Genomic DNA, 13,051 nt, shown 5'->3' with positions numbered 1-13,051 from the left:
GACCCTGGGGGGCATGCACGCGCTGACATCCTGTCGGACTTGTTCGGCCAGGTTGGGGGGCGCGCCGATATGTTCGCCCGCTCCATGCAGGAGATCGCCGCCGAAGGGAGGGGTGTGATCGTGCTGTTCAACCGCGATATGCCGATTTCCCAGCTTCTCCGCGTGAAGTCGGGCGAGCCGCTCGTCGACAAGGCCGAACTGCGCAACTATGGCGTCGGCGCCCAGGTTCTGGCGGATCTCGGCATTCACGACATGATCCTCCTGTCCAACTCGCGGCATGTCCCGGTGGCGCTCCGGGGCTATGGGCTGAACATCGTCGAGCACCGGGCGCTGCCGGTCGCCTCTCCCCCATAACACCGTTGCCGACACAGGGTCTTTACGGCCGGCCCCACGGCGTCAATTTCGGCCGACGGCATGCCATTCCACTCCCTTGCATGAGGTCACCATGTCAGGACAAGTTTTTCCGGTTCCAAACCATGTGGAGACGGCAGCTTTCAAAACCGCATTGCGGGCCGTCGTGGGGTCGGTTTCGATTGTGGCATCAGGCCAGGGTACCGACAGGCGTGGCCTGACCGTCACCGCCGCGGTTTCCCTCTGTGCCGATCCGCCGATGGTTCTCGCCTGCATCAACCGTGGTGCCGAGGCTCACGACGTCATTCTCGCGACTGGCGCCTTTTCCTGGAACGTCCTTTCCGCCGATCAGGTCCAGTTGGCGGAACGCTTCGCAGCGATGGACGGCAGCAAGGGAGCCGCCCGTTTCGCCGCCGACGAATGGGATGAGAGGGTCACCGGGGTTCCGGTCCTTCGCCAATCCGTTTGCAGCTTCGATTGCAGACTACAGGACAGTGTGGAAGCCGCTACCCATACGATCATGATCGGCGTCGTTGTCGGTCAAATTCACAATAAAGACAAGGTTCCACTGATTTACTCTTTGGGAAAATTTGGAAGAATGGAGTATTTTGATTCCGATAGGTGATAACTATATCCAAAATTTGCCTTATCGTATCCGATTTTATTGGGTAACGAGGCCTATCCACCGCAAGGGAGGCTTCAAACCGTCCGTCGTCTTCGCCGGCGATGTCAACGGCACGGCCTATGACGGCGCCTTCAATTAGGGGCGCCGGCTCCTCCGGCTCGCCTCGATGGCATGGTCTGGGACCGCTATCGCTTCAAGCTGACCTGCCAGGCGACCCTCGCCGACCCTTATGACCCGTGTGCCGACCGCGACGTGTTTCTCATCGGCACAGGCGTCAGGCACTGACGGCGTATCCCGAGCCGCAGGCCGGCTGCATGCTTTCCCCGCGCCTACCGACACCGCGTTCCGACCGAAACCGACCCGGCTGCCCTGTGCCCGGTCCTTTTGGAGACTGCCGTATGATCGAAGACGCAACGACCACGGTGTCGGTGCCGCAGCCGCAGCCGCAGCCGATGGGCATGTCGATCCATTATCGGCGCTATGCCCTGACCCTGCTGTTCCTTGTCTACATGCTGAACTTCGTCGACCGCCAGATCGTCAATATCCTGGCGGAGCCGATCAAACGCGAGCTCGGTCTCGCCGACTGGCAATTGGGGTCGTTGACCGGACTGTCCTTCGCCATTTTCTACGCATCCCTGGCCCTTCCGATCGCGCGGTGGGCGGAACGTTCAAACCGGGTCAGGATCGTCGCGCTGTCGGCGATCACCTGGAGCCTGTTCACGACGATCTGCGGCGTGGCCCAGACCTTTGCCCAACTGTTCCTCGCCAGGGTCGGGGTGGGGGTCGGCGAAGCCGGCTGCACGCCGGCATCCCAATCCCTGATCAGCGATTACACGACGAGAGAGAAGCGGGCCTCGGCGTTGGCGTTCTTCTCGATGGGCATTCCGGCCGGTACCCTGGTCGGGATGGTTGTCGGTGGCCTGATCGCGGACAGTCTCGGCTGGCGCGCGTCCTTCGCGCTGGTCGGGGTGCCCGGCATCATCCTTGGGCTTCTGGCCTATTTCACGCTGCCCGAGCCGCGAAAGTCCTTCGCGGCCAGCGGGGTTCAAGCCGCGCCCGGCCTGAGGGAGGCACTGGCCGAACTCAACAACAAGCCGACCTATATCTGGCTCACGGTCGCGATGGCGACCATGAGTTTCGGAATTTACAGCAATCTCGCCTTTCAAAGCTCCCACTTTCTGCGCAATCACGCGGAAGGGTTGGGCGCGCTGGCGGTCAGGCTGAACGATCTCACCGGAATCCGACTGGGCGCCACCGGCTTTCTCGGTACGGTGCTGGGCCTGATCGTCGGCCTCTGCGGAGCCGTCGGCACCTGGCTGGGCGGCTGGGCGACGGATCGCGGCGTACGAAGCAGTCTGACCGCCTATGCCACCATCCCGGCCGCAGCGGCCCTGTGCATGCCGTTCGCGCTTTTCGCGACCTACACCGCCTCGAACACCGTGGCGGCGCTTTGCCTGATGGGATTGCCGATGATGCTGCAGTCCATCTATTACGGCCCCATCTTCGCGGCGGTGCAAAGCCTGGTGCATCCGCGCACCAGGGCAACGGCCACCGCCATCTTCCTGTTCTTCGCCAATCTGATCGGGCTTGGCCTCGGCCCGCTGTCCGTCGGCCTGATCAGCGATTTTCTCGCCCCATCGATAGGCGCCGGTGACGGCATCCGCTGGGCGCTGCTCAGCACGTCGCTCGCCTATATCCTGGCGGCGGCAGCCTTCATGGTGGCGCGAAAGAGCATCAGGCAGGATATCGTCAGCTGATAGGGTAAGCAGCGTCAGGCATCGATGCTGTGATCGCGATGGCGGTCCCCGTACCCACCGAAGGCCCTTGATCCCGGTAGCCCGGATCGAGGGCCTTCGGCATGACAAGCCCGATGCAGCGTCAGTTTGCCGTGCCTTCGGCGCGATCCTGCAGATACCGGCGTGGAGGCTGTCCCATGTGTTTTCTGAACATGGCGGTGAAGGCGCTCGGAGAGTCGTATCCCAGTTCCTGGGAGATCGCCTGAACCGTGGCGCCCATCGACAGCCGTTGAACGGCGATCACGATGTGGAGCTGCTGGCGCCACCGGCCGAACGACATCCCCGTCTGCTTCAGAATAAGCCGGGCCAAAGTCCGCTCGCTCATGGCGACGGCGGCCGCCCACTCCCGGAGGGTCTTGCGGTCGTCCGGTGCGTCCAGCAATTGGGCGGCGATGCGCTGGATCCTGGGGTGATTGGAAACCGGGAAGTGGAGCGGCTCCGCCTTCATCTGCGCAAGTTCGTCCAGAATGACCTGGACCAGACGGCTGGTCGGCCCCTCCGGAGGGTAGAGCGGCGGCAGGTTGGCCAGGTGAAAGATCATCTCCCGCAGCATCGGGCTGATCGAAAATGTCGCGCATGAATTCGGCAGAGGTGAAATTTCCGGATTGATGAACACGCAGTATGACCGGCCCTTGTCCGACAGGGAAACGCTGTGGGGAACCTCCCCCGGAATCCAAACCGCTCCGTTGGATGGGACGATCCGAAGCCCGTCGAGCGTCCGGCACATGACCGAGCCTTCCGCTGCCACCACCAGCTGGCCTTTCCGGTGCCGGTGGATCGGCAGTTCGTCGTCATCCACATTCCGCCGGACAAGGAATGAGACCACGGGGCGGGCAAGCTCGTCGGGATCCAAAGCGGCGAAGCTGACGCGCAGGCCGGTGGGATCCCACGGCATTGCGAGAGTCCCGACGGTCACCGGGGGATTCTGCCACTCTGCACCAACCCGCACACTCTTCGGCAATGTTGCGCCCTCCGTGCATCTCGATGCGGACCCGGGTCCGAATTTGACAGTTTCGCGACATAAATTGGCAATCCCATAGATTCTGCCACTGATTGGGCTCGGATACACTCTGCCGTGTGTACATTCGAATGGCGGAAGGGATTGCGCGCTGCACTCAAACAGGTTTGTTCCGCGAAATTTCCTGCCGCTCTTCGCTTCGGTTCCAAGCCAAGCCGTCAAGACTACAACAGGGAGTCATCATGATGAACACGCTGACGCTCGACCGAACGGACATCAAGATCCTCAACGAGCTGCAGAAGGATGCAAATCTGACGAACGTAGAGCTGGCCGGCCGAATCAACCTGTCTCCCTCGCCCTGTCTCACGCGGGTGAAGAAGCTGGAACAGACCGGCATCATCGATCGACGGGTCACCCTTCTGAATCCGAAGGCAATGGGATTGGAAATCAATGCTTATATCCAAGTCAAGCTCGACAAACAGCCGCAATCGGCGCTGGAGAGTTTCCGGGATGCCGTCGAGAGGATTCCCGAAGTGATGGAATGCAATTGGATGACCGGTGACTGCGATTTCCTGCTGCGCGTGATTGTCCGAGACGTAGATGAACTAGAACAACTTATAGCAAGGAAGCTATCAAAAATAGAGTTTGTCGCGACGATCCGATCAAACCTTGTTCTAAAACAGATAACCTACAAAACTGAATTGCCTATCAGTACATCCCAGGCAATAGTCATCCGCTATTGACATGCGGGCTATCCCAGTGACCGAAATTTCGACAACCGTATCTGTGTCATACTCGTCGAAGTAGCGGGCCTTCCAAAGCAACCTGCATCATGCCGCCCGAGCCGGGCTTCTGTTCCTGATCGGCCCTGGCGATGCGGCGTGACCGCATCGCCAGGGCTGTCGCCTTCAGAGCGTCAGGAACAGCGCCGAGGTCCAGACCCGGGACTGGTCGCGCTGACGGCCGGTGAGGAACAGCGGATGCTCGCGGCCGTCCTCCAGACCCAGCCCGGCCAACGGAATGCGGCCGGCGAGGTCGCGCGGCAGCGGCGCCTCGGTGACACGCTCCACCGTCACCGTCAATTCGGTGCCGGGCAGCGTGCGGGTGATGGCTCCGGTGGGGGAGCGGGCGGCATCCAGCAGCGCGTCGCCGTCGATCTCCAGCACCGCTTCGGGCGCATGCGGGTTGGGCGGCGGAGTCAGCGGGTTGCCGACCTTCACATAGGTGCCGATGTCGAGATGCGCGCGGATGCGCGTGCCGGCCAGCCGTGACAGCGTCAGTTCGATCCCGTCGGTATCGCCATGGGTGACGGTACGCAGGGCCACGGTGGTGGCGTCCTGGCGCCAGCAGCCCTGTTCGGGATGGTCGAAGCCGAAGGGATCGACCCGTTGCACCGCCGCGCCGGTGACGGTGATGCCGCCGCTCCAATAGGCGCCGCGGTAGCGGTCCTTGATGCGTGCACCGCCCAGCCTCAGCCGAATCCGCCGCTCCGACAATCCCAGTTCGCGGTGCAGGTCGCGCTCCCACAGCAGGGTCTCGCCGTCATAAAGCCGCAGGCTTTCCCAGCCGCGGTCGCCGAGCAGCCGGTAGTCGAGCGCCTCCGTCGCCGACGCTTGCACCACCTCGCCCATCCAGCGGTCGCCCAGCCGCAGGCCGGCGAAGCTGCGCTCCCCGGTGGTGGCGAAGGTGCGGCGTGACCGCAGCGCCCGGCCGACAGTGGCGCGGTCGAGCCGGTCGGCCAACACCCCGGTCAGCCCGCCGCGCGCGCCGAACACCGCCGTGGCCGGCGCGCCGCCGCCGCATCGGCCCTGATGCTCGTCGCTGCTGGCCGAGGCGCCGAGCCGGTAGCCGCGGGCCAGCGCCTCGGCATAGACCCAATGGAACTGGCCCCAGGCGGAGCCGATCTCGATCAGCCGCTCCAGCTCGGGATGGTGCCAGTCGAGATTGCAGCGTCGGCCGCCGACATGCGGGATCAGAAGATGACCTTCCGGGTCGTCCTGATAGGCGGCATAGAGATCGTCGAGCGGCCAGGCACCGGGGCGCAGCTTGCCGCGGGTCGACTCGTTCCACTCGAAGGAGCGGACCGGCTGCCCTCGGCTGTCGGTGGGGAATTGCGGCACGCCGTCGCGCAGGAACACGACATTGTGGTCGCCGCCGGCCGCCGAGTTGCCGCACCATTCGGTGCCGGGGTAGCAGACGAAGCGGCCGGCCTCGTTGAAGCGGTCGATCAGCCCGACCGCCTCGCTCCAGGCCTTTTCGGTGACGTTGAAGTCGTTGGCGGTGTAGCCCAGCACGTCCAGCCCGGCGACGTCGCGGCCATAGGACAGGTTGTAGGCGGTGTCGTTGGTGCCGACCGTGTCGTTGGAATGGACATGCAGATCGGCGTAATAGGCACGCGGCGCGTTCTCCTCAACGGTGACGAAGGCTTCTGCCGGGACCAGCCCGTCGGCGGTGGCGGCGATGCGCCATTCGCCCTGCGACAAGGCCGCTTCCTGGCGATGAACCAGCCAGCCATAAGCATCGGGATGGGGCGAGAGCGTCAGTTGCTGTGTGGTTTTCCCCTGCGGTCCCGCCAGGGTCAGGGCAGCGTCGATGGTGCCGCCGGTGCAGCAATTGCCCCAGACGTCCTCGGCACGCAGCAGCAGGCTGGCCGGACCGGGTGCGGTCAGGCGCGGCGCCACAAGACGCAGGGCGGCAGGAGCGCCGGGAACGATGTCGAGCATGCAGTCGCCCGGCACCTCGGCGTATTTCTGGCTGCCGAGCGGGTCGATGAAGACGCGGAAGCGGAAGCCCTGCTCAACGAAGCTCTGCACCCGCGTGCCCGGCCCGCCGCGCCGCCGGTCGCCCAGCCGGATGACGATCCGGTCGCCGGGATTGAGGTAGCCGTCGATCACGTCGATGACGATGGCCTTCTGGTAGGGGCGCTCGTGGCCCTTCTGGTCGAAGCGCACCTTCAGCGCCTGGATCGTCGCCGGGCTTTGTCCCGGCACCAGCGGTCCGGCCTCATACTCCGCCGAGACGTAGTTGGCGGCCTGCGGGTCGCTGGTCTGGAACAGCGCCCAGTCGGAATAGAACTTCATCGCCAGCTTGATGCCGGCGCCATCGGCGAGGCCGGAGGCACCGACCTCGTAGACCAGCTGCAGCTCGGTCCACTCGCCAGCAACCAGCCGGCGGTGCGAACAGCTGGTCGCCCCCAGGAAGGGGCGGTCCTTGTTGCGTTCGTACAGCCCGACGGGGGCGATGTGGCGAACAGGCTGCTGGGTTTCGGACATCGCGGCTCTTCCTCCGGCTTTATGGTTTTCAGGGTTGGGCAGGGTGCCAGTGTGAGGCGACACAGAGAGTGTGACGCCCGTCCCGTTCTGATGGGTTGCAATCAGGGGTGGGGTGAACGGTGACGATTTCACTGTCCATTGTCTTGTATTCCTGACGTCAACCAACCCAACAAATTAATACAATATAATACATATAAGACAATATGAGGCAATCAGGGAATCCCGGCGTCATTCACCGAGCGGATATCAAAAGGGCCTGCAGATTTGAGCTGCCCGGCGGCAGGTGGCCTCAAGCCGCGTCCGCCGGTCGAGTGGGACAGCCTAGCTGGGGAAAAGGGCAAGGTGGACCTGATAGGAGACACTGCGACGGTGCTTTACCGGTTGATTGCCGTCCGGCTGCTGCCGACCCTTGAGCCGGCCTGGCCGTCTTGAGCGACTGAGTTGCGGGTCGAGCGCTTCTCAATGACCAAGCGGGCATCCATCGTCCAGGCGCCTCCTGAAATCCGCCAGCGTGCTGTGCGGACTGGCGGCATATATGGGATCTATGTATCCCGCGCCCTCCGCCCCACATCGAATGAATACGCGACTTCGGCGCACCCTTGCAGGATCGGACCTCCCACCCGCCGGACTGATGGCTGATGGGGGGACCAACCCTGTTTCCCTTGCCCCATGCCATCCCGCCGACGATGAGCCGGCGCGATGAGTACGGTCAAGGGTGCGCGTCGCGTAGACGACACCATGCTCGACATCCTGCTTCTGGCGCTCACCGTCGCGCTTCTTCGCCGCTTCGGTCGCCTATGTCCATGCCTGCGACCGGCTACAAGGAGGACTGCCGGAGGATCGTCGATTATGCATTGGCCAGTCCGGTGACCGGCCGGGCTTCTGCCGTACCTCGTCTACGCCCTGATTCGCCCTGAACGGGTCTGCGGAGGCACTCTCAGGAACCGGCAACCATCCGGCGTTTCAGCCGCCTCGGCTTTGCCGTTCTCTTCCGCCGACCGCAGCAGGATTCCGTCGGGGCCGGTCCGGCCGACCGGGCAATTCAGGCGACCACCTCGTCCGTCCAGATCCGGAAGCCCGTCAGCGTGTTGGGGCCAAAGGTGTGGGTCAGCGGTACGTCGGCCGCGTCACGCCCCTGCGCGATCAGAACCCGTCCGATCCGGCGGGCGTTGTTCCGCGGATCGAAAACATGCCAGCGGCCGCCGAGATAGACCTCCATCCAGGCCGCGAAATCCATCGGCGCATAAGGCGGCGGCTCGCCGATGTCGCTGATATAGCCGGTGCAGTAGCGCGCGGGAATGTTCATGGCGCGGCAAAAGGCGATGGCGAGATGGGCGTAGTCGCGGCAGACGCCCCGCTTTTCGGCATAAGTCTGGGCCGCGGTCCGGGTCGGGCGCGAATGCTCGTAGCCGAAGGTCACATGGCCGTTGACGAAGTCGCAAATCGCCTGGACCCGCGCCCACCCCGGCGGAGTGCCCGAGAACAGCCGCCACGCCTCGTCCGACAGGACGTCGGTCTCGCAATAGCGGCTGCCCAGCAGGAACAGCAGGGTCTCGGCCGGCAGTTCGTCCACACGGTGCTGCAGGGCGCCGGGCTCCGTCGGGTCGGGCGAGCCGCTGTCGCGGATGATGCTGTCGGCGGTGATGGTGAAGGAGCCGGCGGGTGCCACCAGCCGGCTGCACCAGTTGCCGAAGCTGTCACGGTAACCCTGGATCGGTGCCGGTACGCTGGTGACGAGGTGATCGGGCTGCTCCAGGTCACCGACCCGGGAGTAATGCACGTTCAGCATGACGATCATTGGCGTCGGAGCAGGAAAGCTGAAGGTCAACTGGTAGCCCAGGCGTATGCGCATAAAGACCTTCCGTAAAAAAAGCCGGTGCCGACCGGGAGCCGGACGGGCACGGAAAAGCATCGGCACGCGCACTTTGCATCGGCGTCGCCGCCGCCGAAATCCTCATCGTCAAGGATGAGATTGGATCGTTATTCTCCTATAGCAGCATATCCGATTGAATTTAGATAGCCATCAATCCCAATGATCCGTCAGCATTATCGGATCCCGAATGGGTACTCATTCCGGGAGCGCATCGCGGGGGCTGGCGAGCCTCATGCCCGCAAGCGTCCGCTGCGGGACTGGATACTGGCACGTCCGATCACCGGGACAGGGCGGCGCGTCCCGCCCCGGCCAGAATCATGTCGTTCTGCGGGGCGTGGACGCGGGCACACAGCACGTCGCGGTGATGGCGTTCCAGCGGGTTGTCGCGCGACAGACCGGGATTGCCGGTGATCTCCAGTGCCCGCGCCACCGCATCGATGGCGTTGTTGGTCACCGTGTATTTCACCAGCAGGCTGTCGCTGGAGGAGGGGGGCGTGCCGCCGTCCACCGCTGCCGACAGGGACCGCAGGAGGACGCGGTTGGTCAGCAGCATCGCCTCGATTCCGCCCAGAGCCTCCTGCAGGCGCGGAATCGTGGCGAGCGACGCTCCATTCAGCGCGGTGGGCTTGCGCGCGTGCAGGAAGCCGACCAGCCAGTCGCGGGCGGACCGGGCGATGCCGTCATAGACGCCACTGAACAGGGTGGCCATCCAGGCGGTGGCGATGGCGTCGGGGGCAGCCCAGCCGGCCGGCGGACGAAGCTCTCCGGCATGGTCCTCGGGGACGAAGACCTCGTCGAACACCACCTCGTGGCTGCCGCTGGCGCGCATGCCGATGTGGTTCCAGGTTTCCCGCACATCGATCCCCTGTTCGGTCAGGCCCTTGCCGCGCGGGACCACCCAGGTGCCGACCAGCGGTTCGGCATCGTCGGAGCGCGCCCAGACGCCGAGCCAGGACAGCGCCGGAATGCCGGTGGAGTAGAGCTTGGTCCCGGAGATGCGCCAACCGCCCGGCACCCTGCGCGCCACCGTCGCCGGCAGACCGCCGCGGTGCGGCGTGCCCAGTTCGGGCTCGACCCGCAGGATGTTGATCAGGGCGCCATCGGTCGCGGCGGAGCGGGCGATGCGGTCGCGCAACGCCTCGGGCCAGGCCGACCCGCGCCAGAGCTGGTTGTGGATGACATATTGCAGCACCAGGACCAGAGCGGTTGACGGCTCGCCGCGGGCGATCCCGTTCACCACCGCCAGCGCGTCCCGCAGGCCGCCGCCCCTGCCGCCCGCCGCTTCCGGCGTGACCAGCCCCGGAATCCCCTCGGCGGCCAGCCGGTCGAAATTCTCGAAGGGGAAGCTGGCGGCGGCGTCATGCTCGGCCGCCCGCAGCGCGAACTCCGCCGACAGGGTGGCGATCAGCGACGGATCGATTGCCGGAGCGGTTCCGGAGTCACCAAAGGGAGCGGCCGGAAGGGGCAGGTCGTCGAAGGGCATGGCAGGCGGTTCCGCTGTAGTGAAGGGGGTCAGGCGAGGTCGACCGTGATGCGCCCGGCAAAGCGCTGGCTGTCGGTGGAGCGCTTGATGACCGACACGCTCTTCAGCTCGTCGGTGTAGAGCGCCAGCTGCTGGCGCAGCTCGTCGCCTATGGGGGTGACGTTGTGGGCATGGCTGCGCAGCATCGCCTCAAGCTCCTCCACCGGGAATTTGGGGGCGAAGGGCGCATAGGCCGCGGCGGCGGCGCGCAGGTCGGCATAGGCGGCGTGCTGGGCCTCGATCAGGGCCGCGGTCAACGCCTTGGCCGCCGGGCGGTTGTCGCGCAGCAGGCTGCCGCGCACGCCGACGAGGCAGCAGGTGCGGGTGGCGAACTCGCCGCAAACATTGTTGGTGATTTCCACCATCTGTGGATTCTTGGTCTGGCTCCACACCAGCGGGTCGCCGTCGGCGATGGCGTGGATCTCGCCCTTCTCCACCGCCAGACCCAGCAGGTCGGCGGGGTACTGGCGCCATTCGACATCCTTGTTGGGGTCGAGGCCGAATTTGGTCAGCACGACCGAGAAGAAGTTCTTCGACGGGCTGGCCATGTCGCTGACGCCGATGACCTTGCCCGGCAGGTCGAGCACCGTCTTCACCCCCGCCGCCTTCGCGCCGAACAGCCGCATGCAGCCGCCATGCAGGCCGGCGGAGATCTTCACGTCGAAGCCTTGCTCCAGCGGCTTCAACCAGCGCAGCGCCATGCCGACGCCGGCATCGGCCTTGCCGGTGGCGATGGCCTCCAGCAGCTGGTCGGTGGAGCCGGTGAAGTTGACCAGCTCCACCTCCAGCCCATGCTTCTTGAACAGGTCGAGCTGGAAGGCCAGCGGAACAGCGGAAAAGCAGACCGCGCCGGCGTTCCAGGACAGGCGCAGCGGCTCCGCCGCCACCGCCCGGCGACGCAGGACGAAGGGGGCGGCGACGGTGACGGCGCCGGCGGCGATCAGGCCCCGACGAGACAGAGGGCGGGACAGGGAAAGGGCGGAATTCGCGGTCATCGGTCTTGGGCTTCGCGAAATGTGAAAGGACCAGGATCAGTCGAGCAGGTCGGGTTCGGCCGCGACGATCCATTCCCACAGTGGATGGAAANTGTAGGCTCCGCCTGGTGGGTGCCGACCTGGGAACGGGTCAGCAGCGCCGTCTCATGGTCGATGGGCTCGGGACGGCCGGCGGCCTCGGCCAACAGCTGTGTGTGGGCAGCGTTGTCGGCGCTGATGAACCACCAGGCCGCGGCCTCGACGCTCGGCCCGACCGTCAGCAGGCCGTGGTTCTTCAGGATCGCCAGCTTCCGGTCGCCCAACGCCCCAACCAGCCGCCTGCCTTCCCCTTCGGTCAGGACGACGCCGGAATAGGGGTCGAAAATCACCTGATCCTCATAGAAGGCGGCCGCATCCTGGCTCAGCGGGGCGAGCGGCCGACCCAGCGCCGACCATGCCTTGCCATAGGTCGAATGGGTGTGGGCGGCGGACACCACCTCGGGAAGTGCCCGGTGGATGGCCGAGTGAATGGTGAAGCCGGCCTGGTTGATGGCGCGGTCGCCGTGCAGGATGGTGCCGTCGCCGTCGACCAGATGCAGATCCGACACCCGGATGCTGCGGAAATGCTGGCCCAGCGGGTTGATCCAGAAACGGTCGGGATGTTCCGGGTCGCGCGCGGTGACGTGGCCGGCCAGTCCCTGGTCGAAGCCATAGCGGCCGAACAGGCGGAAGGTGGCGGCAAGACGCTGCTTGCGGTGCTGCCGCTCCTCCTCGACGCTGGTGTGGTTGACCGGATCGACCGGCGGCCAGAATTTGCGCGGCCGGGGTTGGATGTGGGGCATCGGGCGTAGGCTCCGTCGGGAAAGGGGTCAGTAGCCACTGCGGGCGTCCACCACGTCGTGCAGCGGTTCGCCGCGCGCGTAGGCATCGAGGTTGGCGAGAATTCGGTCGGCCAGCCGCCGGTCTGACTCCGGGGCGGACCACGAGACATGCGGTGTCAGGCGGATCGCGGGATGCCGATAGAAGGGATGGCCGGCGGGAAGAGGTTCGGGGTCGGTGACGTCCAGCGTGGCGGCGGCGACCCGACCGGCATCGATGACGGCGAGCAACGCCTGCTGATCGACCAGGGCACCACGGGCGACATTGACCAGATGCAAACCCGGCCTGGCCCGGGCCAGCAGGTCGGCCCCGATCAGTCCGCGCGTGGCTCCCGTCAGCGGCAGGGCCAGCACCAGATGGTCGCTGGCCGCCACCAAAGCCTCCAGCCGGTCGAACGGCTCGACCCCCGCTTCCGGCTCGGCCCAGCCGGAGCGGCGCACCGCTCCGACTGCCATTCCGAAAGCGAGCGCTCGCTCGGCCACCGCCCGGCCGATGGAGCCGAAGCCGGCCAGCCCCAGACGCTTGCCGGACAGGCTGCCCAGCGTCTTCTGCCGCCAGTCCTCCGGTCCAGCGATGCGGATGGCGTCCCACCGCTTCTCGAAGGTCAGGATCGCCGTCATCACATACTCGGCGATGGCGACCGCCGACACGCCACGGGCGCAGGTGACGACCGGGGCACCGTCGAGCAGCCAGGACGGGTAGACGTCCATGCCGGTGGAGGCAGACTGGATCCAGCGCAGGTCCTTTCCCCAGCCGGGGGGAGGGGCGGTCGGTGCCTTCTCCCATCCGATCAGCGGGCGG

The 13,051-nt window shown here is 65.5% G+C and carries 10 protein-coding genes and 1 pseudogene; 4 read left to right on the top strand and 7 right to left on the bottom strand.

Features of this window, described 5'->3' with window-relative positions; all coding sequences use genetic code 11:
- The 3 genes and pseudogenes from I71_RS06065 to I71_RS06055 all read left to right on the top strand — a co-directional run.
- A pseudogene (locus I71_RS06065) lies at positions 1 to 354 on the top strand (3,4-dihydroxy-2-butanone-4-phosphate synthase); the annotation flags it as partial.
- Positions 355 to 445: 91 nt separating this feature from the next.
- Complete coding sequence (locus I71_RS06060; protein ID WP_042692321.1) at positions 446 to 976, top strand: flavin reductase family protein; 531 nt, start codon at positions 446 to 448, stop codon at positions 974 to 976.
- A 422-nt stretch (positions 977 to 1,398) separates the two neighbouring features.
- Positions 1,399 to 2,733, top strand: a complete 1,335-nt coding sequence (locus I71_RS06055) for an MFS transporter (RefSeq protein ID WP_244433670.1) — start codon at positions 1,399 to 1,401, stop codon at positions 2,731 to 2,733.
- 121 nt (positions 2,734 to 2,854) lie between these two features.
- Here the strand turns inward: I71_RS06055 and I71_RS06050 are convergent, their stop codons facing one another.
- Entirely contained in the window at positions 2,855 to 3,667 is an 813-nt protein-coding gene (locus I71_RS06050; protein ID WP_042692316.1) for a helix-turn-helix domain-containing protein, read from the bottom strand.
- Between the two features lie 305 nt (positions 3,668 to 3,972).
- Between I71_RS06050 and I71_RS06045 the strand changes: the two genes are divergently transcribed.
- On the top strand, positions 3,973 to 4,473 hold the full coding sequence (locus tag I71_RS06045) for an Lrp/AsnC family transcriptional regulator (protein WP_244433669.1): 501 nt from the start codon (positions 3,973 to 3,975) through the stop codon (positions 4,471 to 4,473).
- A gap of 165 nt (positions 4,474 to 4,638) precedes the next feature.
- Here the strand turns inward: I71_RS06045 and I71_RS39530 are convergent, their stop codons facing one another.
- The 6 genes from I71_RS39530 to I71_RS06015 form a co-directional block, all read right to left on the bottom strand.
- Positions 4,639 to 7,002: a hypothetical protein gene (locus I71_RS39530; protein WP_042692313.1), complete on the bottom strand. Its 2,364-nt coding sequence runs from the start codon at positions 7,000 to 7,002 to the stop codon at positions 4,639 to 4,641.
- 1,042 nt (positions 7,003 to 8,044) lie between these two features.
- Positions 8,045 to 8,854 carry a transglutaminase family protein gene (locus tag I71_RS06035; protein WP_042692310.1) on the bottom strand — a complete coding sequence of 270 codons (810 nt, stop codon included), beginning with the start codon at positions 8,852 to 8,854 and terminating at the stop codon, positions 8,045 to 8,047.
- Between the two features lie 298 nt (positions 8,855 to 9,152).
- A complete protein-coding gene (locus tag I71_RS06030) occupies positions 9,153 to 10,358 on the bottom strand; it encodes an acyl-CoA dehydrogenase family protein (RefSeq protein WP_042692307.1) in 1,206 nt (401 codons plus the stop codon).
- Between the two features lie 29 nt (positions 10,359 to 10,387).
- The gene (locus I71_RS06025; protein WP_042692304.1) at positions 10,388 to 11,392 is read right to left on the bottom strand and encodes an ABC transporter substrate-binding protein; all 1,005 of its coding nucleotides are present in this window, start codon (positions 11,390 to 11,392) and stop codon (positions 10,388 to 10,390) included.
- Positions 11,389 to 12,213, bottom strand: a complete 825-nt coding sequence (locus I71_RS06020) for a class II aldolase/adducin family protein (RefSeq protein WP_244433668.1) — start codon at positions 12,211 to 12,213, stop codon at positions 11,389 to 11,391. Before I71_RS06020 ends, I71_RS06025 begins: the two co-directional genes overlap by 4 nt.
- 27 nt (positions 12,214 to 12,240) lie before the next feature.
- A partial coding sequence (locus I71_RS06015; RefSeq protein WP_042692301.1) for an NAD(P)-dependent oxidoreductase occupies positions 12,241 to 13,051 on the bottom strand: 811 nt, incomplete at its 5' end.

Source organism: Azospirillum sp. B506 (genome assembly GCF_000333595.1).
Taxonomy (GTDB): Bacteria; Pseudomonadota; Alphaproteobacteria; order Azospirillales; family Azospirillaceae; genus Azospirillum.
Note: the sequence above shows the minus strand (reverse complement) of the source record. Positions and strands in the feature narration are given on the sequence as shown.

Coding starts and splice junctions, on each gene's coding strand:
- I71_RS06045 (WP_244433669.1), top strand. CDS start 3,973: ATGATGAACACGCTGACGCTCGACCGAACGGACATCAAGATCCTCAAC.
- I71_RS06030 (WP_042692307.1), bottom strand. CDS start 10,358: ATGCCCTTCGACGACCTGCCCCTTCCGGCCGCTCCCTTTGGTGACTCC.
- I71_RS39530 (WP_042692313.1), bottom strand. CDS start 7,002: ATGTCCGAAACCCAGCAGCCTGTTCGCCACATCGCCCCCGTCGGGCTG.
- I71_RS06035 (WP_042692310.1), bottom strand. CDS start 8,854: ATGCGCATACGCCTGGGCTACCAGTTGACCTTCAGCTTTCCTGCTCCG.
- I71_RS06060 (WP_042692321.1), top strand. CDS start 446: ATGTCAGGACAAGTTTTTCCGGTTCCAAACCATGTGGAGACGGCAGCT.
- I71_RS06025 (WP_042692304.1), bottom strand. CDS start 11,392: ATGACCGCGAATTCCGCCCTTTCCCTGTCCCGCCCTCTGTCTCGTCGG.
- I71_RS06050 (WP_042692316.1), bottom strand. CDS start 3,667: ATGCCGTGGGATCCCACCGGCCTGCGCGTCAGCTTCGCCGCTTTGGAT.